A 19320-nucleotide genomic window follows, 5' to 3' on the forward strand; every position below is an offset into this window, starting at 1 on the left:
ATCCGATTTCCGGCTCGGCCCGGGCTCCCTCGTAGAGATGAGTTTCGCGAGCCTTGGTTTCTCATGCGTTATCGATCATGCCGACCGATGGCTCTGGCGCCACTGCGAGGGACTGGTGCCGGCGACGCGGCGAAACTCGCGGTTGAAGTTGGATTTCGTGGCGAAGCCTACGGAAAACATGATGTCCGTCACGCCACGGTCGGTCTCCGCCAGCAGCCGGCATGCCTCGCGGATCCGCCGGGCGTTGACGAATTGAGAGACGTTGAGGCCCGTCACCCGGTTGATCACCGCCGACACGTCGCGTGCCGGCAGGCCTGCCTTGCGCGCCAGCCGGGCGAGGCTGAGGTTCTCGTCGCAGAAGAGTTCGCCGGCATCCAACGCTGATTCGATCTTCACGAGCAGCGCCCGATCGGCGGCATTCGGCAGAGCGGCGGCACGCGTCGCGGCGGGTGCCGGCGCGGCGCTCGGCTCAGGCAGGAAATAATAGATCAGCACCGCGGCGATGGCTGCGATGTTCATCAGGCTGACGGCAAGCGGAACCGTCTGGCGCCCATATGTGGTTGCCATCAGCGCGACGATGGTATCGGTTGCGGCAAAGAAGAACATCAGCCCCGCCGTCAGTCGCGCGGCGCGTAAGGCGGGCACCGCCCGGTGGAGAGACGCTTCGGCCACCGCTTCCGGATCCTTGACCGTCAGGCGGTAGAGGAGCACCCCGTAGACGGCAAACATCAGCACCAGCAGCGGATCGACAAGCGGCGGAAAGACGATGACAGCCGCTACCACCATGATTGGCCCGATGAGATGCCGCCCGGGCATGGCGACCGGCGCTGCGGCAAGGGAGCGAAAGGCAAGGTAGGCGAGCGGCGGCATCAACGAGGCTGTCGCCGGCTGAACGGTCGCCAGTGTCTCGATTCCGTAGCCGAAGCGCAGGCCGACCAGCATGCCTTGCAGCGCGTAGGCCGCCAGGAAAACCAGGAAGTACCGGCGCGGACCGGGAGTCTCGACACCCCGCAGGGTGCGGTAGAGCGTCAGCGCAAAGACCAGACCGGAAATGAATGGCAGGGGAACGGACAGCAAGACGGCGCCTCGTTTGGCCTGAAACGTGATCAAGGAGGCCTTTAACATGTTCAAGGTCGATCCGCAGCGCGGGACGTGAACTTTGTCGGGTGCCATCAACCGACAGGAGCTCCCGTCATGCCTTCCTTCTGCTTACCTTTCATGCCCTTGCTACTGCCCGTTTGCATCGCGTCGGCCATCGTCGCGCCGCTCCCCGCATCCGCATTCGAAGCCGGTACGCGGTGGCTGTCGCTCCAGCCGCCGCATCGGGCCGAGCGCGAAACCGTGCTCCTCACCTATCCCGCAAAGTCCGACGGCGATGCCTACACGCTGGGAGCCGACGCGCTTTGGCAGGGCGTGCCGGCACGCCGCAACGCGACGCCGGTTGCCGAGAAATTCCCGCTGGTGATCCTCAGCCACGGATCCGGCGGCAATGCCGCGGCGCTCGGCTGGTTATCGACCGAGCTTGCCCGCCACGGCTTCGTTGTCGCGGCGCCGAACCACCTGCATTCGACATCCGGCGATTCCATCCCCGTCGAGAGCTTCAAGATCTGGGAGCGCCCGCAGGACATTTCGTCTCTCATCGACCGGCTGACGAGCGACCCGCAGTGGTCGGGTCTCGTCGATCAGGATCGCATCGGCGCCATCGGCTTTTCCCTCGGCGGAACCAGCGTCATGCTGTCGGCCGGAGCCCGGGCCTCGCTCGATGCATTCGATGAGTACTGCGCCGGATCCGACGGCAAGGATGCCGGCTGCAACTGGTTCCTGCGCGGCGGTGTCGACTTCTCGAAGGTCGACCGCGAGGCCTTCGAAGGGTCCTACGCCGACCCCCGTCTGAAGGCCGTCGTCGCGGTCGATCCCGGCCTCGCCATGGCCTACCAGCCGGAGAGCCTGAAGACGATGGCTATACCGGTCAAGCTGATCAATCTCGGTGATGGCGACGCGATCATGCCGGGCGTGCGCGCGGAGACGCTGGCAAAGGCCATTGCGGCTGCCCAGTACGCCGCCGTGCCGGGCGCCGTGCATTTTACCTTCCTCGGCGTCTGCAACCCGGATGGCGCGGCGGTCCTGAAGCGCTACGGCGAGGAGGACCCGGTCTGCACGGACGGCGGCGATATCCCGCGCGGAGAGCTGCACAAGCAGATCTTCTTCCAGATCGCGGTGTTCCTGAGGAAGGCGCTTGCGGAGCGGTAGGGGCTCCGCCTTCTCCCGGACGTGGAGAAGGGTCGCTCGGCGTCACCCCAGCTGCCTTTTCAGCGCGTAGAGCGCGTCCATCGCCTCGCGCGGGGTCATGTCGTCCGGGTTGATCGCCTTCAGCGCCTCTTCGACCTTCGATGGCCCACGCCGCTCCTGTTCGCGGCGCACGGCAACCTGGAACAGCGGCAGGTCGTCGATCAACTGGCTGGCCGGGTTCTTGCGGTCGGCATCCTCCAGCTTGTTCAGCACGTCGCGGGCGCGCGCCACAACCGCCTCCGGCAGACCGGCAAGCTTTGCCACCTGGATGCCGTAGGAGCGATCGGCGGCACCTGGCCCCACTTCATGCAGGAAGATCACGTCGCCATCCCACTCCTTGACCCGCATCGTCGCATTCGACAGCCGGCCGAGCTTTTCCGACAGCGCCGTCAGTTCGTGGAAGTGGGTGGCGAAGAGGCCTCGGCAGCGGTTTGCCTCGTGCAGGTGCTCGACGGCAGCCCAGGCGATCGACAGTCCGTCGAAGGTTGCCGTACCGCGGCCAATCTCGTCGAGGATGACCAGCGACCGGTCCGTCGCCTGGTTGAGGATGGCCGCCGTCTCGACCATTTCGACCATGAAGGTGGAGCGGCCGCGGGCCAGATCATCCGAGGCGCCGACGCGCGAGAACAGCCGGTCGACGATGCCGATCTGCGCCAGTTCGGCGGGCACGAAGGAGCCCATCTGCGCCAGGATGGCAATCAGCGCGTTCTGGCGCAGGAAGGTCGACTTGCCGCCCATGTTCGGGCCGGTCAGCAGCCACAGCGCGCCGAACCCGCCGTCGCTCTTCGGCGACAGGTCGCAGTCGTTGGCGATGAATGAGGTTGCCGACTGGCGCCGGAGTGCCTGCTCGACGACCGGATGGCGTCCGCCCTCGATGCGGAACTGGCGAGACGCATCGACCTGCGGCCGGCAGTAATTCCACTCTTCCGCCAGGAGCCCCAGTCCGGCGGCCACGTCGATGACCGAAAGCGCCTGCGCACCGGCCTTGATCGCCTCGGCCTTCTGCAGAACGGCAGTGGTCATCGTATCGAAGGCGGCAAGTTCGATTGTCAGCGCCTGATTGGCGGCGTTGGCGATGCGAGTTTCGAGATCGGCAAGCTCCGTCGTCGTGAAGCGCATGGCGTTGGCCATGGTCTGCCGGTGGATGAAGCGGGACTTCGCCTCCGGCGTGTCGATCATCGGCCCGGCATTGCCGGCGGTCACCTCGATGAAGTAGCCGAGCACGTTGTTGTGCTTGATCTTCAGCGACTTGATGCCGGTCTCCTCGGCATATTGCAGTTGCAGGCCGGCGATCACCCGTCGCGACTGGTCGCGCAGCGCCCGCACCTCGTCGAGTTCACCATCCGCACCATCGCGGACGAAACCGCCATCGCGTTTCATGAGCGGCATTTCGTCGGCCAGCGTATCGGCCAGTTGCTGCTCCAGTGCGACAGGCAGCGCGGCAAGATCGCCAAGTGCAGCCGAAAGCTCTTCCGGCAGCAATACGGAACCCAGAAGTTCAGCTATTCGCCGTGCGGCTGACAGGCCCTGACGAATGGCATCGAGATCGCGAGGCCCGCCGCGATCAAGCGCCAGCCGAGACAGGGCGCGCGGCATGTCCGGCACGTGCTTCAACGCACCGCGCAGATCGCCGCACAAGGACGGCTCGTCGATCAGGAAGGCGACGCTGTCGAGCCGGCGGTTGATCGGGGCTGGATCGGTGAGCGGCGACATCAGCCGCTCGGCAAGCAGACGGGCGCCGCTGCCGGTGACGGTCCGGTCGATGGCCTTCAGCAGTGACCCGTCCCGATCACCCGACAGCGTACGCGTCAGCTCAAGGTTTGCCCGCGTTGCCGGATCGATGAACAGCGTCGAGGCGCCGCTCTCGCGTTCCGGTGCGCTGAGCGGCGGGCGCTCGGCGATCTGGGTCTTCTCGACATAGGCGACGGCGGCGGCCGCTGCGGCAAGCTCGGCGCGCGAAAACGTGCCGAAACCGTCGAGCGTCGAGACGCCGAAATAGCGGGTGATGCGCGTTTCGGCGGTGGCGCTGTCGAACAGCACACCCGGCTGCGGCACGGCCACCCGGCCCAGGATGTCGAAGGTCGACTTGAGGTCCGGATCGTGGAAGACCGTGTCGGGCACGATCAGTTCGCTGGGCTCGATGCGCATGATGTCGGCGAGCAGCCGCAGCGGCGTCGTCTCGGCAAGCCGGAACACACCGGTCGAGATGTCGATCCATGCGAGCGCCATCTGCACGTCGGCCGTGCCCCTGATCCGCGCCAGCGCCATCAGGTAGTTGGCTTGCGACGGCGACAGGAGCTTGTCTTCGGTGAGCGTGCCAGGCGTCACCAGCCGCACGACGTCGCGCCTGACGACGGACTTCGAGCCGCGCTTGCGTGCCTCGGCCGGATCCTCCACCTGCTCGCAGACGGCGACGCGGAACCCCAGCGAGATCAGCTTCTGCAGATAGTCGTCCGCCGCATGGATCGGCACACCGCACATCTGGATGTCCTGGCCCATGTGCTGGCCGCGCCGGGTGAGCGTGATGCCGAGCGCCCGCGCCGCTTCCACGGCGTCTTCGAAAAACAGCTCGTAGAAATCGCCCATCCGGTAGAACAGCAGGCTGTCCGGATTGTTGGCCTTGATCTCGATATACTGCTCCATCATCGGCGTCGCCGAGGCGCGGCTTTCCGGCGAGATCAGTTCGGCTGTATTCAAGACTTCTGAGGTGAGGCGTTCCAAGAGGGTCCGGGCCGTTGGCTGTTGCGCAGGATGACCCGCGACACTACCGAGTGTGCGCCCGACAAGACAATATCGGCGCCTCTAAACTTCTCGGATGCCCACAACATGCTGGAGCCGGCATGTCCGGCATGCGCTGACGACAATCGTGAGCGTCGAAAGGCGGAGGCGGCCCGGCGTTCCAGTGGGGGCAGCCGTCGAGACGGGCCAACCGAGGCTGCTGACCGCGGACGGGACCATCGGCCGATACGGGCATTTCCGTGTGGTCGGCTAGCTCGGGAAGCGGCCGGCGGCAGTGCCGAAGTGGTTGATGTATCGGCCGGAGATGACCGAGGTCGGCAGCACGATCAGCACGTCGGTGGTGTTGAAGGCCTGGTCGACAACCGCCCCTTCGCCGATCATAGCGCCGAGACGCAGATAACCCTTGATCAGCGGCGGCATGGCGGAAAGCGCCCGCTTCGGATTAACCGCCTCGTCCGGCATCAGGTCCATCTGGCGAAACAGGTCGGGCTTGGCGGAGACGGCCCATTCGCCCTTCGCCCGCACCGAGTGATGAAGGAAGGACAGTGCCAGCGCATGTTCTTCAGGGCGGACGCCCGGGAAGGAGGCACAGCCGAACATGGCGTGCATGTTGTGCTTCTGAGCATAGGCCCAGTTGCCCTGCCACAGCAGCTCGACGGTCCGCTTGGTGCGATATTCGGGCAGGACGCAGGAGCGGCCAAGCTCCATGAAGCGCTTGTCCGGATGACGGGCGAGCAGCGGCTCGATGTCGAATTCGCAAGCGGAATAGAAGCCGCCATGCGCCATCGCCACTTCCTGGCGCAGAAGCCGGTAGGTGCCGACGATCTGGTCTTCCGGATCGCCGTCCAGCGCCGTATCGACCACCAGCAGGTGATCGCAGATCTCGTCGAAGCTATCGATATCGCGCTTGCGGCGCATGGCATCGGCGGGGAGCTGCGCGTGCATTTCCTCGACGAACACACGGAAGCGGAGCGCCTGCGCCGCATCCACTTCACGGGAATTGCGGGCCAGCCGCGTTTCGAGACTGCCGATCCGGCCAAAGACGCCCTCGGCAGGACGCGCCATCGACGGGCCCTGGTCGACGTCGATCTTGGTTTCGCGATCTAACAAATCCATGGTCATGGCGTGTCGCCCGTCCTTAGTACCCGGCCCCATAAAACACCAATCTGCGACAGGAAAGTGACAAAGACTGAAGGAGTATACAGCCGCCTGGAGATTTATGACAGTGGTTATGAAACGCGGCGATGCTGTGGCGAGACGGGAACAACGGCGCCGATTTCCTCCAGCAAACGCTGGGGGTCGAGCGGCTTCTGGAGCACGCATCGGGCACCGCCCTCAAGCATCGTTGCGACAAGCGCGGGGTTGGTTTCGCCGCTCAGCACCAGCAACGGCACCGTCTCCAGCAGCTCTCCGGAGACACTCCGCAACGGCAGAAGCTCGGCAAGATCGCCATCCGGCATGTGGATGTCCGAGATGACGAGTGCCGGCGGGCTGTCATGCGCCAGCGCCTGCCGAAGCCCGGCGAGATCCGCTACGTGATGGACGAGGAAACCCGCCTTGCGCAGCATGGCGCCGACCATCAGGGCGCTCACTGGATCATCTTCGGCCAGCAGCACCGACAGGCCGCCCTCCCATCGCTGCGGCTGGGCCGGCATGGAAACCGCAACCGTCTGCCGGCGAACCTCGCGTGAGCGCTGGCTGCCGAACCCGCCGAGCCGTCCGCGCAACACATCGACCAGCGACTGCTCGCGCAGCGGCCTGATCAGCCAGGCGTCATAGGCGTCCCAGGACTGAGTGCCGCGTTCTTCCGGGCTGACCAGCAAGATGCGGCGCAAGCCATCGTTGGCGATATGGTCGGCGTCGGGAATCCGGTGATCGACGACCATGTCGGTGAAGGAAAGGCCCTGGCGTGCGAGCGTATCGATCGCGCGGACTGCCTCTTCGGCCGTTCTGACATGCCGACAGCGTCCGCCGAGTGTCTCGATCGTGGCAATCGTCGCTTCTGCCGCGCTGCCGACGGGCGCCAGCAGGAGGACGCGCGAGGAGCGCAGGAGGAGCATTCGATCCCTGCCCTCCTTCGGTCCGTCTGCCGAGAGTGCGGGGAAGCGGATGGCAAAGGTCGTGCCCCTGCCCTTGCGGCTGTTGACCGACAGCGACCCGCCGAATTCCTTCAGGATGCGTGCCGAGATCGACAGGCCGAGGCCGGCGCCGCCGCTGCGCTGTGTCGCGGAACCCGCCTGCTCGAATTCGCCGAAGATGCGCTGCTGTTCATCGGCCGTCATGCCCGGCCCGGTATCGGCGACGGTGATGACGATGTCGGATGCGTCGAGCCCGACGCGGATCAGCACGCCGCCCGCCTGGGTGAACTTGACGGCGTTACCGATGACGTTGAACAGCACCTGGCGCAAGCGTGCCGGATCGAAATCCATCAGGTTGGGTACGGCGAAGGAGACGGTGGCGCCAATCTCGATGCTCTTTTCGTGGGCGCGCGGCGCCAGCATCTCGACGACGCTTTCGAGCAGCTGGCGAAGGTTTTCGGCTCGGCTGTTAAGGCGGAAGCGGCCAGCCTCAATGGTCGAATAATCAAGGAGGTCGTCGACCAGTTGCGCAAGCGCCGACCCCGCCTGCCGGATGCCGCCGACATAGTTTGTCTGCTCGGGTGTCAGGCCCGACTGCTGCAAGAGCTGGCTCATGCCGAGAATACCATTGAGCGGCGTGCGCAACTCGTGAACGACGGTGGCGAGCTGGCGAGACTTGAGGCTGCTCGCCTCCTCCGCCTGCATCCTTGCATCCTCGCGCTCATGGGCCAGACGACGCTCCGCCGTCACATCACGCGCGGCACTCAGAACCAGAAGATCGGCGGGATCGGCGCCGCGGACGACGACGTCCTGCCAGGAATAGATGCGGACGCCGTCCCGCAAGGCGAATTCGATGTCGCGCGGCAGGCCTGGCTCGGCCGATACCGGCAGCCCAAGCTCCTCCAGAGTGCAGCCTTCGGGTGCCTTGCAGCCGGTCATCGTCTGGAAGGTCCGGTTGGCGCCACAGATCGTACCGTCGGCAAGACGGATGACCGCTGCGACCTGCAGCAGCTCGTTAGCCTGCAAGAACGCCAGGGATGCGGGAGGCAGATCTTCGGCCAGCGATGCAACAGCCTGCCGATCGATCGGAACGGATGATCCGAAAGCCTGGCGGAGACGGTCGTGAAGGTCGGCAAGATCACGCATGGAAACATGAATTAGCACATGTTTCCTTCCGATTGATTACGATGCCGGACGACCGACCGCGGCAGATTTCAGGCGGCAGTTCTTAGGCGGCAGGCGAGCGCCGGCGCGCGTGCAGGATCTCGTCGAGAACGACGCAAGCCGCGCCGATGGTGATGAAGCTGTCGGCCAGATTGAACACGGCGAATGACCAGCTCTGCATATAGAACAGGATGTAATCCACCACGTGCCCGTAGAACAGCCGGTCCAGCAGGTTGCCGATGGCACCGGCGATGATCAGCGCGAAGCCCGTATGCGCCAGCGGCCGGTCCTTCGGCGTGCGCCGCCACATCCAGATGACGAAGGCGACGATCAGCAGCCGCATGCCGACGATGAACCAGCCCTCCATGTCCGACAGCATCGAGAAGGCGACGCCGAGATTGTAGGTCCGGTAGAGGGCGAGAAACGGCACGACGTGCACCGGCTCCTGCAGCGGCAGATAAGCCTCGACCGCCACCTTGATCAGCTGGTCGGCAAGCACCGCGAGAATGACGAAGACCAGGATCGGGATCGGCCGGGAGAACAGCGTGGGCTTCGAGGGTGTCAGTTCTACGTCCGTCGTCATTTGGTCTCCAGGGTCAGCAGATGGCGGCGAGCTTCGAAGAGCATGACGGCGGTGGCGACTGCAAGGTTGAGCGAATCCGCCCTGCCCTGCTGCGGGATGCGCGCCAGCCTGTCGGCCGACTTGGCAAGCGTTTCCGGCAGCCCGGACTGCTCGTTGCCCATCAGCAGCACCGTCGGCCTGGGGCGGTAGTCGATGGTCCGATAGTCGACGGCGCCGGCAAGATGCGTGGCGACGACCTGGGCGCCGGATCCCTTGCTCCAGCGCAGGAACTCCTCGGCCGTTGCCCGGTAGAGCGGCAGCGCGAAGACCGAGCCCATGGTGGCGCGCACGGTTTCAAGGGAGAACGGATCGGTGCATTCGCCGACCAGGATGACGCCGGAAGCGCCGGCGGCATCGGCGGTGCGGATGATCGTGCCGAGGTTACCAGGATCGCGGACGCGGTCGAGCGCGACGAACGTCTCGCCGGATGCCGGCTTGAGGTCTGAGAGACGTTTCCACTGATGCTCGAATATGCCGACCACCATCTGCGGATTGTCGCGCCGGGTTACCGACGACAGCACCTTTTCACTGACCTCCAGTACCAGGCCGCCGCGCGCGATGGTCTTTGCCGCCACCTGCTCCACCAGCGGCTTGCCCTTGGCGGCCTTGGCGTAGACGAGCGTGCGGATCGCCCAGCCGAGCTCGACCGCATCGATCACCAGCTTCAAGCCCTCGGCCAGGAACGTACCGGTTTCCTCGCGGTCCTTCTTGTTGGTGAGCGCCTTGATGTCCTTGATGATCGGGTTCGAGAGGCTGGTAACCTCCTTTACCTGCCCGACCCGGCCCGTGAAGTTTCTGCGATCCTGATCCGTCATTCGTTTACCCAGCGGCTGAACAGGGAGGTAGAGAGGGCGCGTGCGGGCGTCTGCCCGTCGGTACCGGCTTCGCGGATGACGAGTTCGCCGGATTCGACGATACCCCCCGCGCCGCGCATGGTCTCGCGCATCAGCTCGTGGATCGAGTAGAAGCTGGCGCGGATCGAGTAGGCTGTCAGCACCATGCCGACCGCCTTCGGCGACAGGATCTCGCGGCAGATGTCGAGCATCGACGGGAGCTGTTCGAAGAGGTGGAACACCTCGCCGTTCGGTCCGCGCCCGAACTTCGGCGGATCGGCGAGAATGATGTCGTAGCGGCTGCCGCGACGCTCTTCGCGCTGGATGAACTTCATCGCATCCTCGCAGATCCAGCGGATCGGTGCCCGCTCGAGGCGCGACAGCGCCTGGTTCTCGCGCGCCCAGCCGATCGCCTTCTTCGAGGCGTCGACGTGCGTGACCTCGGCCCCGGCAGCGGCTGCCACCAGTGAGGCGACGCCCGTGTAGCCGAACAGGTTGAGCACCTTCAGCGGTCGCCCGGCGCGCTCCACCTGGGTCTTCATCCAGTCCCAGTGAACGATCTGCTCGGGAAATACGCCGACATGGCGGAAGGCGGTGAACCGGCCAAGGAGATCGACGCCGAGCAGCGAGACCGGCCAGGTTTCGCCGAGCGCCACCTTCGGAAAGCGCCAGCGGCCCATTCCGTCCTCATCTGTGTCGCCGGTGAAGACGGCATCAACCTTCTCCCAGACATGCGCCGGAAGTGACGGCTGCCACAGGGCCTGGGCCTCGGGTCTGACGATCCGGTAGGGGCCGTATTGCTCGAGCTTCAGGCCCGCGCCGCTGTCGATCAGGTGAAAATCACCAGCGCCGGACGATTCCAGGATGACCGGCACCCGCTCGCGCGGCAGATCGCCAGTGCGGGCGATCAGCGGGCGGGCTTCGGCAGCCTCTGCCCGAGGGGCGGGCTGTTCGGATTTATGACGGGCGGCAGGCGGCGCGGACCGCTGTTCGGGCACGCGCTGCGGCTTGTCGCGGCGTGGTGCGGCCGGCGCTTTCTTCGGTGATCGCGACTCCTGCCGCTCGGGTCTCTTCTTCAACGCGTTTGCTCGCTGTTTTGCGGAATTCGTGGAGCAGATAGCATCGGCAAAGCCCTTGGCAAAGCGCTTTCCCTTCTGCGATACAGGAGAGGAGGAGCGCTGGCGGAAGGAGCCGCCGGGAGGAGAACCATGGAAATCACTGGTGAAGAGCGAATCCTGGCACCGCGATTCCTCGTGTGGCAGGCGCTGAACGACCCGGAGACCCTGCGCCGATGCATCCCGGGCTGTCAGGAGATCGAGCAGCGATCGCCGACCGAACTGTCGGCCACCGTCAAGCTGAAGATCGGGCCGGTCTCGGCAAGCTTCAAGGGCGACGTGACGCTGTCGAACATCCAGGCGCCGGAGAGCTATCGGATCTCAGGCGAAGGCAAAGGCGGCATCGCCGGCTTCGCCAAGGGTTATGCGGATGTGGTGCTGGTCGAGGATGGCGAGGAAACGATCCTGCGCTACCAGGCGGATGCGCAGGTCGGCGGCAAGCTCGCACAGCTCGGCTCCCGCCTGATCGGCTCCACCTCGCAGAAGCTGGCGCATCAGTTCTTCGCCGACCTGAATGCCGCGATTACCGAGCGCACGCCGGTCGACGAGCCCTGATCGTTCAGGCCTTGTGGGCGGCAACGAGGCTCGAGCCGTTTGCCGGACGCCGGGTTTCCGGCAGGCCGATCTCCTTCTCACGGCGGATCGCCGCGCGCGCTTCGATGCGCGCCTGCTTGCGGTACTTGCCCTGTGCCACCCAGGTGGCTGCCGAACCGATTACCATGCCGAGAATGATGGCCAGGAACAGGTAGACGAAGAACGGGCCGTCGACCGACAGCACCGGATCCTGCGGCTGGAAGGGGTTGAGCGCCAATGTCACCGTCTGCCGATTGGCGACGCACAGCACGATCAGGATGATTGCCACCGGCACGAAGACGACAAGGCTGGCGATTTTCTTGATCCGGCTCATTGCGGTCTCCCGACAGAGGTTTGCAGGCCGCGCATCGGCGCGGCCATCATCATGGGTAGGATAGGAGGCAGACGCCGGCTTTCAAGGCGACTGGGTCCAGGGGACGGCGGAAAGCCGGTTTCAGGACGGACCTTTCAGTCCTCGTCTTCCTCGTCGGCAAGATCGGGGTTCAGCCGCTCGCGCAGTTCCTTGCCGGTCTTGAAGAACGGCACCCACTTCTCCTCGACGAACACTGTTTCGCCGGTGCGCGGATTGCGGCCGGAGCGCGCCGGCCGATTCTTGACCGAGAAGGCGCCGAAGCCGCGCAACTCGACGCGGTTTCCGCCGGCCAGGGCATCGGTGATCTCATCCAGAACCGCATTGACGATATTTTCGACGTCACGGTGGTAGAGGTGCGGGTTTCGCGCCGCAACGATCTGCACCAGCTCCGATTTGATCACGGCTACCCCCTGAAAGAATTGGTCTTTTCAATCGCCAACCTGCCAAACCGAGACCAGACCGTCAAGGAACAACTTCCGGCCCATGAGGTCCTGGACGGCACCCGGTACGCCGGCCGGATCGAAGCCGGCAAGCCGAGCGATCTGCGACACGGCGGAGGAGAGCGAAAACAGACCGCCTTCAGACTGCTTTTCCCACTCGACGATCGGCAGCTGGTCGGACACGCCGCGCGTCGACAGGTAGCTGCGGATCTCCGGAACGCCGCCGAGCGTATCGATCAGCTTGACCTTCAGCGCCTGCCGGCCGGTGAAGATGGTGCCGTCGGCCAGCCTCAGAACCTCCTCGCGCGGCATCTTGCGGCGGTCGGCGACGAGATCGACGAACCAGTCGTAGCTGTCCATCACCATGCTGCGGATCATCGCCTGGGCTTCCGGGCTCGGCGCGTGGAACGGCGACGGCTCGGCCTTCAGCGGCGCCGACTTGATCTCCTGCAGCGACACGCCGATCTTGTCGAGCATGTCCTTGACCTGCGGGTACTGGAAGATGACGCCGATCGAGCCGGTGATCGAGCTTTCACCGGCAATGATGGTATCGCCGGCCGTGGCGATCATGTAGCCGGCAGACGCGGCCAGCGTCCGGACGTCGGATACGACGGGCTTTTCGGCAGCCACCGCACGCAGCGCCTTGAAGATGCGCTCGCCGCCGTAGGTCGTGCCGCCGGGCGAGGAGATCGAGACGATCAGCGCCTTTGCCTGGCTGTTCTTGCGGATGCTTTCGAGACGCTCCAGCAGTTCGTCGTCATCGGTGATCATGCCGGAGATGTCGATGCGCGCCACATGCGGGCGCACGGAAGTTTCGGCGCCGCCCATGGTGACGCTGTAGACGGAGAAGCCGATGGCGACCAGCAGCACGGCTGCGGCAACGCGCCAGAAGGTGAGCTTGCGGCGTAGCTGCCGGCGATCCGCGATTGCAGACTGGTCCATTATGCTTCCTCGTCTCTATTGCATGCGACCCGCCCCTCAGGGATGAGCCTCGGTCGGAGTACACGATTTTGTGTCATCCGTTATTGTTTCTTGATGAATAAAAGCCATATTGGGTTCCGATGGAAGAGGCACGTCCTCATTGTCCCGCCTGACACGCCGAAACGACACGACAGGTTTATGCTGCAGAAAATGATTGGCACATTGCAGGCCGGCCCGGCCGCAGGAGAGCGCGTCGATGCCTACAAGGCAGCGCTGGCGCATTCCCGCCGCGTGCGACGGCTGAGGTTCATGCTGCCGGTCGCGGCGCTGGTGATTTCCGCCGCCTTCATCGTCGTTTCCTTCGTGCGCACCTACCTTCCTGAAAATCTGACGGTCCAGAGCGCGCGGATCGAGAACGGCAAGATCGTCATGGAAAGCCCGGCGATCGCCGGCCGTAACGAGAAGGGCATCAGCTACTCGCTGAATGCGACGCGGGCGCTGCAGGATATTGCCGATCCCAACATGATCACGCTCGAGAACGTCAAGGCGGCGATGCCGCTGAATGCCGACGTTATGGCGCGGGTGACGGCCGAAGGCGGTATCTTTGACCGCTCGGCCGACAAGCTGAACATGACGGCGCCGTTCCAGGTCAACCTCAGCAACGGCATCACCGCGAATTTCAAGTCGGCGCATCTCGACGTGCCGAAAAGCATCATGGAAAGCTCCGATCCGGTCGAGATCAAAACAACCGACGCGTCTATTGTTGCGCAGTCGATGAAGATATCGGATAACGGTCAAACCATTACCTTTGTCGGGCAGGTCCAAGTCAACGTGGCCGGCTCAGCTATTCACCAAGAAGGCAACCAGAGCCCGTCCCGATGACCCTTCGCCGCACCCTCGCCACACACAGTGTTTCATGTCTCGTCGCGGCCCTGGCCATCGCCGGGACCATCTCCTCAGCCGGAGCCCAGACCACCAGCAAGACGATGGGAGGGATGAAGCTGTCGAACGACAAGCCCATCCAGATCCAGAGCGACCAGCTGGAGATCAAGGACGAGGAAAAGAAGGCCTTCTTCACCGGCAATGTCGAGGTTGTGCAGGGCACGACGACGATGAAGTCGCTGAAGATGACCGTCCTCTACAAGGGCGAAGGCGCCACGGTTTCCGCCGGGCAGACCGACATCGACAAGATCTTCATCGACGGCAAGGTGCTGCTCACATCCGGCACCCAGCAGGCGACCGCCGACAACGGCGTCTTCGACATGGCGTCGCAGACCTTCGTGCTGACCGGCAAGCAGGTGGTGCTGTCGGATGGACCGAACGTCTTCAAGGGCTGCAAGCTGACCGTGCTGATGACCACCGGCGAGGCAAAGCTCGACAGTTGCGGCGGTCGCGTCGAGATCATGCTCGATCCCAAATCGCGTCCACAGCAGTAAGCCCAGCACTCAGCAAAGTCACAAAATTTGATGTCCCTGTTCTCACGGCGCACCAAGACGGACGCACCAGAAGGCTTCGACCCGCGCGACAAGGCGCGGTACGAAGGCACGCTGATCGCGCACAGCCTCTCGAAGACCTATGACACGCGCCGCGTCGTCAACGGGGTGTCGCTGATCGTGCGGCGGGGCGAAGCCGTCGGCCTTCTCGGTCCCAACGGCGCCGGCAAGACCACCTGCTTCTACATGATCACCGGCCTTGTCGGTGTCGACGAAGGCATGATCGCCATCAACGGCAACGACGTGACACGCATGCCGATGTATCGGCGCGCCCGCATCGGTGTCGGTTACCTGCCGCAGGAAGCCTCGATCTTCCGCGGCCTGACGGTCGAAGACAACATTCGTGCCGTTCTTGAAGTGCACGAGCGCAGCCGCGACAAGCGCGAGCGCAAGCTCGACGAACTGCTCGAGGAATTCAACATCAGCCGGCTGCGCAAGGCACCCGCCGTCGCGCTGTCGGGCGGCGAACGTCGCCGCCTCGAAATCGCCCGCGCTCTGGCGACGGATCCGGCCTTCATGCTGCTCGACGAACCGTTTGCCGGTGTCGACCCGATTTCGGTCTCGGACATCCAGAATCTCGTGCGTCACCTGACGGCCCGCGGAATCGGTGTGCTGATTACCGACCACAACGTGCGCGAGACGCTTGGCCTGATCGATCGCGCCTACATCATCCATGCCGGCGAAGTCCTGACGCACGGCCGAGCCGACGACATCGTCAACAATGCCGACGTTCGTCGCCTCTATCTGGGCGACAAGTTCCATCTGTAACGCCCCGGCCGGCAAGAAAACGCCGGCTGCCGCTCTGCAGAGCTTGACCAAACCTCTTAAACACGCAATTTTTGGGCCAAGTGCTCTTCGTAACCCATTTCCTGCGCGGAACCGGGTGCAATTGGAGGTTTAGGGAGTTTAGCGTCAGCCATGGCATTGTCCGCCAGCCTTTTCCTGCGCCAGACCCAATCACTTGTGATGACGCCGCAGCTGATGCAGTCGATTCAACTGCTTCAGATGACGCATTTCGAACTCAACCAGTTCATCGCCCAGGAAGTCGAGAAGAATCCGCTGCTGGATTTTGCGCCAGCTGATGGCGAAACGGGCAGCGACGTGCCCGATCCTGCGGAGATCCATCCGCACCAGCACCGCGACGACGGCCCGGGCAGCGGCGAGACGCAGGCTGACTGGTTCGACAGCCCGTCCGGCACGCCAGAGCCTCTGGGCGAAAGCCTCGACGCCGATTTCGAGAACGTTTTCCCCGACGATGCACCGCAACGCCGGCCCGACGCACCCGAGCTGATCAGCCAGTGGAAGTCGATGCCCGGCGGCGACGGCGGCGAAAGCTTCGATCTCGACGACTTTGTCGCCGGCGACGTGACGCTGTTCGATCATCTCGCGCAGCAGATCCCGTTTCTCCTTCCGACCGCGAGGGAGCGGTTGATCGCCCGGCACCTGACGGACCAACTCGACGACAACGGCTACCTGCATGGCGAGATCGCCGAGGTGGCCGAACAGCTCGGTGCTGCGGACGCGGAGGTCGAGGATGCGCTCGCCGCCCTGCAGACGCTCGATCCGCCGGGCGTCTTTGCAAGGACGCTCAGTGAATGCCTAGCCATCCAGCTGCGCCAGAAGGACCGCTTCGATCCGGCCATGCAGGCACTCGTCGCCCATCTGGAGCTACTGGCCAAGCGTGATTTCGCGGCCCTGCGCAAGATCTGCGGCGTCGACGACGAGGACCTGGTCGACATGCTGGCGGAGATCCGGGCGCTCAACCCGCGCCCCGGCAGTGGCTTCCAGTCCGGCGTCTCGGAATCGATCCTGCCGGATATCGTCGTACGCGCTGCCAATGACGGCGGCTGGGCGATCGAACTCAATCCGGACACGCTGCCGAAAGTGTTGGTCAACCAGACCTATTTCCAGACGGTGTCGAAACGATCGGTGAAGTCTGCCCGTCCGGACGAGGACCAGAACTTCCTCTCCGAATGCCTGCAGAACGCAAACTGGCTGACCCGCAGCCTGGACCAGCGGGCGAAGACGATCATGAAGGTGGCAACCGAGATCGTCCGCCAGCAGGACGCGTTCCTGGTGAATGGTGTCGATCATCTGCGGCCGCTGAACCTGAAGACGGTCGCCGATGCGATCAAGATGCACGAATCGACCGTCAGCCGCGTCACATCCAACAAATACATGCTGACGCCGCGCGGCCTTTTCGAGCTCAAGTATTTCTTCACCGTCTCGATCAACTCGGCGGAGGGTGGCGACGGACATTCTGCGGAGGCGGTGCGTCACCGGATCCGCGCGCTGATCGAGAAAGAGACGCCGGAGGCCGTGCTGTCGGACGACGATATCGTCGTCAGCCTGAAGACCGGCGGCGTCGAACTTGCCCGCCGCACGGTCGCCAAGTATCGGGAAGCGATGAACATTCCGTCCTCCGTGCAGCGGCGGCGGGAAAAGCGGGCAAGGGCCGGCATCGCCGCCTGCTGAGCTTGCGGATTGCCGTCGCGGGGGACTGCCGTGTCTTCATTTTCCCCACGTTCCTCTAGCCTTGTGCCAGGCGCTCCGGTGCACCTCTCGGGCCCGCCCCGAGCGCTGCCGTTGACTTTCCCCTCGCCCCCCGCTAGAAGCGCGCCGCACCGGCACAATGGTAGGAACGCGCACGCAACAACGTCCGATAATTGGGCAATCGGCATACATTTAAGCTTTGCCTCACGAGGAACGCTTGGATGAGTGGACGGCTTGACGTAGACTGCACTTGCAAGTCACGACAAGAAGGAAGGAATTCCATGAGTGTGCGCGTATCCGGAAAGCATATGGAAATCGGCGAGACGTTCAGACAACGGATCGAGACCCATATTGGGGAGGCGGTGACGAAATACTTCGACGGGGGCTATGCGGGGCAGGTTATCGTCCACAAGTCCGGCTCCCGTTTCGCAACGGACTGTAACCTGCATCTCGACACCGGCGTTGTTCTGCATGCTGCAGGCGAGGCCAACGATCCGCAGGTGAGCTTCGATGCCGCCGCCGAACGCATAGAGAAGCGATTGCGGCGCTACAAGCGCAAGCTTCGCGACCACCATGCGGGCACAACCCCGAACGGCTTTGCCGAGATCGCCTATACGGTGATGGACAGCGTGCCGGAAGGACCGGATGAGGTGCCGGAGGATTTCGCGCCGACGATCGTGGCGGAAAGTTCGCGGCCGTTGAAGACTATGACTGTCGCAAGTGCCGTCATGGCGCTCGACATGACCGACGAGCCGGTCCTGTTCTTCAGGAACCCGGCGAAGCAGTTGAACATCGTGTACCGCCGCAACGACGGCAATATTGGCTGGATCGACGCCGCCAGTATCAAAGGCTAAAAGTCTGACGGGAGTGCGGCTGCGCACTCCCATACTCCCGACCCCGGGGGTAGAAGGGATGATAAGAATGGCGTTGGCAGATCTCCTGCAACAGGATGCAATTATTCCCGCCCTCAAGGTGAATTCAAAGAAGCAGTTATTGCAGGAACTCGCAGCCAAAGCCGCCAAGCTGACTGGCGTGCCGGAGCGGGAAATCTTCGACGTCATTTTGCAGCGCGAGCGATTGGGCTCGACCGGCGTCGGACACGGCATTGCCATTCCGCACGGCAAGCTCGGCAGCATCGACTCGATCAAGGGCCTCTTCGCCCGGCTGGAAACGCCGGTCGATTTCGAAGCGCTGGACGACGAACCCGTCGATCTGGTCTTCCTGCTGCTGGCTCCGGAAGGGGCTGGCGCCGACCATCTGAAGGCATTGTCGCGGATCGCCCGCGTGCTGCGCGACCAGGACCTGGTGGCAAAGCTCAGGGCCACCGATTCCGCATCGGCAATCTACGCCTTCCTGAACGAGGAGCAGGCGTCGAACGCCGCCTGATCCGACGTATCCGCATAAGAGAAAGGCCCGCCATCCTTCCGGATTGGCGGGCCTTCCTGTTTCCGGTGTCGGTTCGTCCGCGACTCAGGCCTTGTCGGCCGTATCGCCGGCGTTGTCAGATGCAGCCGCATCCGCCTTGGGGCCACCCTTCGCCACACCGACCATTGCCGGGCGCAGAACACGCTCGCCGATGACGTAACCGGCCTGGACGACCTGCACGACGGTGTTGTTCGGTACAGCCGGGTTGGGGATCTCGAACATCGCCTGATGGAAGTTCGGATCGAATTTCTGACCTTCCGGATCCATCTTCTTGACGCCGTGGCGCTCGAGCGCCGACAGCATGGCGCGCTCGGTCATGTCGACGCCTTCGATCAGCGCCTTGAGGCCGGCGTCTTCGCTGGCCTTGGCTTCGGCTGGAATGGCATCCAGTGCCCGGCGCAGGTTGTCGGAGACGGCCAGCATGTCGCGGGCGAATGCGGTCACCGCATACGACTTGGCATCCTTGACGTCGCGGTCCGTGCGGCGGCGAAGGTTGTCCATTTCTGCGGCCAGGCGCAGGAAGCGATCGCGCAGCTGCTCGTTTTCAGCCCGAACCGCTTCAAGCGGATCGGGTGCCGGTGCCTCTGCCTGCGCGGCGTTCTCTTCCAGGGCGGAAGCGACGGCCTCCGCGATGTTCTCGTTCTCAGACGCGTCAGGTCCGTTTCTCTTCGACTCGTCGGTCATGACGTACTCCGGTCAGTGTTGTCGGATTTTGTGCCCGATATCGAGGTTCGGCGCTGAAAAATCAAGGCTTGTCGAGCG

19 protein-coding genes are annotated in these 19320 nt (G+C 64.1%); 8 read left to right on the plus strand and 11 right to left on the minus strand.

Going from position 1 to position 19320, the window contains the following annotated elements; translation table 11 throughout:
* Positions 1-75 precede the first annotated feature (75 nt).
* The gene (locus AAIH46_RS12200) at positions 76-1077 is read right to left on the minus strand and encodes a helix-turn-helix domain-containing protein (RefSeq protein ID WP_430306126.1); all 1002 of its coding nucleotides are present in this window, start codon (positions 1075-1077) and stop codon (positions 76-78) included.
* A 117-nt stretch (positions 1078-1194) separates the two neighbouring features.
* Between AAIH46_RS12200 and AAIH46_RS12205 the strand changes: the two genes are divergently transcribed.
* The gene (locus tag AAIH46_RS12205; protein WP_430306127.1) at positions 1195-2250 is read left to right on the plus strand and encodes an alpha/beta hydrolase family protein; all 1056 of its coding nucleotides are present in this window, start codon (positions 1195-1197) and stop codon (positions 2248-2250) included.
* Positions 2251-2292: 42 nt separating this feature from the next.
* Here the strand turns inward: AAIH46_RS12205 and mutS are convergent, their stop codons facing one another.
* The 6 genes from mutS to AAIH46_RS12235 form a co-directional block, all read right to left on the minus strand.
* On the minus strand, positions 2293-4935 hold the full coding sequence (mutS, locus tag AAIH46_RS12210) for a DNA mismatch repair protein MutS (RefSeq protein WP_430306555.1): 2643 nt from the start codon (positions 4933-4935) through the stop codon (positions 2293-2295).
* A 342-nt stretch (positions 4936-5277) separates the two neighbouring features.
* Positions 5278-6150 carry a GNAT family N-acetyltransferase gene (locus AAIH46_RS12215; RefSeq protein WP_430306128.1) on the minus strand — a complete coding sequence of 291 codons (873 nt, stop codon included), beginning with the start codon at positions 6148-6150 and terminating at the stop codon, positions 5278-5280.
* Positions 6151-6257: 107 nt separating this feature from the next.
* Complete coding sequence (locus AAIH46_RS12220) at positions 6258-8270, minus strand: ATP-binding response regulator (RefSeq protein ID WP_430306129.1); 2013 nt, start codon at positions 8268-8270, stop codon at positions 6258-6260.
* Between the two features lie 64 nt (positions 8271-8334).
* Positions 8335-8853 carry a signal peptidase II gene (gene lspA, locus AAIH46_RS12225; RefSeq protein WP_430306130.1) on the minus strand — a complete coding sequence of 173 codons (519 nt, stop codon included), beginning with the start codon at positions 8851-8853 and terminating at the stop codon, positions 8335-8337.
* Positions 8850-9707, minus strand: coding sequence for a TrmH family RNA methyltransferase (locus AAIH46_RS12230; RefSeq protein ID WP_430306131.1), 858 nt, complete (start codon positions 9705-9707; stop codon positions 8850-8852). The genes lspA and AAIH46_RS12230 overlap by 4 nt, the downstream gene beginning before the upstream one ends.
* Positions 9704-10804 carry a class I SAM-dependent methyltransferase gene (locus AAIH46_RS12235; RefSeq protein ID WP_430306132.1) on the minus strand — a complete coding sequence of 367 codons (1101 nt, stop codon included), beginning with the start codon at positions 10802-10804 and terminating at the stop codon, positions 9704-9706. Before AAIH46_RS12235 ends, AAIH46_RS12230 begins: the two co-directional genes overlap by 4 nt.
* A 129-nt stretch (positions 10805-10933) precedes the next feature.
* Between AAIH46_RS12235 and AAIH46_RS12240 the strand changes: the two genes are divergently transcribed.
* Entirely contained in the window at positions 10934-11395 is a 462-nt protein-coding gene (locus AAIH46_RS12240; RefSeq protein WP_430306133.1) for an SRPBCC family protein, read from the plus strand.
* A gap of 4 nt (positions 11396-11399) precedes the next feature.
* Here the strand turns inward: AAIH46_RS12240 and AAIH46_RS12245 are convergent, their stop codons facing one another.
* From AAIH46_RS12245 to sppA, 3 genes are all read right to left on the minus strand, one after another.
* Positions 11400-11747: a LapA family protein gene (locus tag AAIH46_RS12245; protein ID WP_430306134.1), complete on the minus strand. Its 348-nt coding sequence runs from the start codon at positions 11745-11747 to the stop codon at positions 11400-11402.
* A 134-nt stretch (positions 11748-11881) separates the two neighbouring features.
* A complete protein-coding gene (locus AAIH46_RS12250; RefSeq protein ID WP_430306135.1) occupies positions 11882-12187 on the minus strand; it encodes an integration host factor subunit beta in 306 nt (101 codons plus the stop codon).
* A gap of 27 nt (positions 12188-12214) precedes the next feature.
* A complete protein-coding gene (gene sppA / locus AAIH46_RS12255; RefSeq protein ID WP_430306136.1) occupies positions 12215-13168 on the minus strand; it encodes a signal peptide peptidase SppA in 954 nt (317 codons plus the stop codon).
* A 177-nt stretch (positions 13169-13345) separates the two neighbouring features.
* On the opposite strand from sppA, the gene lptC reads away from it, so the two are divergent.
* The 6 genes from lptC (at position 13346) to ptsN (ending at position 18519) form a co-directional block, all read left to right on the plus strand.
* Positions 13346-14029, plus strand: coding sequence for an LPS export ABC transporter periplasmic protein LptC (gene lptC / locus AAIH46_RS12260; RefSeq protein WP_430306556.1), 684 nt, complete (start codon positions 13346-13348; stop codon positions 14027-14029).
* Positions 14026-14583, plus strand: a complete 558-nt coding sequence (locus AAIH46_RS12265; protein WP_430306137.1) for an LptA/OstA family protein — start codon at positions 14026-14028, stop codon at positions 14581-14583. Before lptC ends, AAIH46_RS12265 begins: the two co-directional genes overlap by 4 nt.
* Positions 14584-14613: 30 nt before the next feature.
* Positions 14614-15408, plus strand: a complete 795-nt coding sequence (gene lptB / locus AAIH46_RS12270) for an LPS export ABC transporter ATP-binding protein (RefSeq protein ID WP_430306138.1) — start codon at positions 14614-14616, stop codon at positions 15406-15408.
* 150 nt (positions 15409-15558) lie between these two features.
* Positions 15559-17115 (plus strand): RNA polymerase factor sigma-54, encoded by a 1557-nt coding sequence (rpoN, locus tag AAIH46_RS12275; RefSeq protein ID WP_430306139.1) that lies wholly within the window; start codon positions 15559-15561, stop codon positions 17113-17115.
* Between the two features lie 299 nt (positions 17116-17414).
* Positions 17415-17987 carry a ribosome hibernation-promoting factor, HPF/YfiA family gene (gene hpf / locus AAIH46_RS12280; RefSeq protein WP_430306557.1) on the plus strand — a complete coding sequence of 191 codons (573 nt, stop codon included), beginning with the start codon at positions 17415-17417 and terminating at the stop codon, positions 17985-17987.
* Between the two features lie 67 nt (positions 17988-18054).
* Entirely contained in the window at positions 18055-18519 is a 465-nt protein-coding gene (gene ptsN / locus AAIH46_RS12285; protein ID WP_430306140.1) for a PTS IIA-like nitrogen regulatory protein PtsN, read from the plus strand.
* An 84-nt stretch (positions 18520-18603) separates the two neighbouring features.
* Here ptsN and grpE read toward each other — a convergent pair whose 3' ends face one another.
* Complete coding sequence (gene grpE, locus AAIH46_RS12290) at positions 18604-19242, minus strand: nucleotide exchange factor GrpE (RefSeq protein ID WP_430306141.1); 639 nt, start codon at positions 19240-19242, stop codon at positions 18604-18606.
* Positions 19243-19320: the final 78 nt, after the last annotated feature.

This window comes from Rhizobium sp. 0TCS1.26 (assembly GCF_050455525.1).
Taxonomy (GTDB): domain Bacteria; phylum Pseudomonadota; class Alphaproteobacteria; order Rhizobiales; family Rhizobiaceae; genus Neorhizobium.

What these genes read in the sequence shown, in the direction of transcription:
- mutS (WP_430306555.1), bottom strand. Translation starts at nt 4,935, where the DNA reads ATGATGGAGCAGTATATCGAGATCAAGGCCAACAATCCGGACAGCCTG.
- hpf (WP_430306557.1), top strand. Translation starts at nt 17,415, where the DNA reads ATGAGTGTGCGCGTATCCGGAAAGCATATGGAAATCGGCGAGACGTTC.
- lptB (WP_430306138.1), top strand. Translation starts at nt 14,614, where the DNA reads ATGTCCCTGTTCTCACGGCGCACCAAGACGGACGCACCAGAAGGCTTC.
- AAIH46_RS12245 (WP_430306134.1), bottom strand. Translation starts at nt 11,747, where the DNA reads ATGAGCCGGATCAAGAAAATCGCCAGCCTTGTCGTCTTCGTGCCGGTG.
- AAIH46_RS12215 (WP_430306128.1), bottom strand. Translation starts at nt 6,150, where the DNA reads ATGACCATGGATTTGTTAGATCGCGAAACCAAGATCGACGTCGACCAG.
- AAIH46_RS12205 (WP_430306127.1), top strand. Translation starts at nt 1,195, where the DNA reads ATGCCTTCCTTCTGCTTACCTTTCATGCCCTTGCTACTGCCCGTTTGC.
- lptC (WP_430306556.1), top strand. Translation starts at nt 13,346, where the DNA reads ATGCTGCAGAAAATGATTGGCACATTGCAGGCCGGCCCGGCCGCAGGA.
- grpE (WP_430306141.1), bottom strand. Translation starts at nt 19,242, where the DNA reads ATGACCGACGAGTCGAAGAGAAACGGACCTGACGCGTCTGAGAACGAG.
- lspA (WP_430306130.1), bottom strand. Translation starts at nt 8,853, where the DNA reads ATGACGACGGACGTAGAACTGACACCCTCGAAGCCCACGCTGTTCTCC.
- AAIH46_RS12230 (WP_430306131.1), bottom strand. Translation starts at nt 9,707, where the DNA reads ATGACGGATCAGGATCGCAGAAACTTCACGGGCCGGGTCGGGCAGGTA.
- sppA (WP_430306136.1), bottom strand. Translation starts at nt 13,168, where the DNA reads ATGGACCAGTCTGCAATCGCGGATCGCCGGCAGCTACGCCGCAAGCTC.
- ptsN (WP_430306140.1), top strand. Translation starts at nt 18,055, where the DNA reads ATGGCGTTGGCAGATCTCCTGCAACAGGATGCAATTATTCCCGCCCTC.
- rpoN (WP_430306139.1), top strand. Translation starts at nt 15,559, where the DNA reads ATGGCATTGTCCGCCAGCCTTTTCCTGCGCCAGACCCAATCACTTGTG.
- AAIH46_RS12240 (WP_430306133.1), top strand. Translation starts at nt 10,934, where the DNA reads ATGGAAATCACTGGTGAAGAGCGAATCCTGGCACCGCGATTCCTCGTG.
- AAIH46_RS12265 (WP_430306137.1), top strand. Translation starts at nt 14,026, where the DNA reads ATGACCCTTCGCCGCACCCTCGCCACACACAGTGTTTCATGTCTCGTC.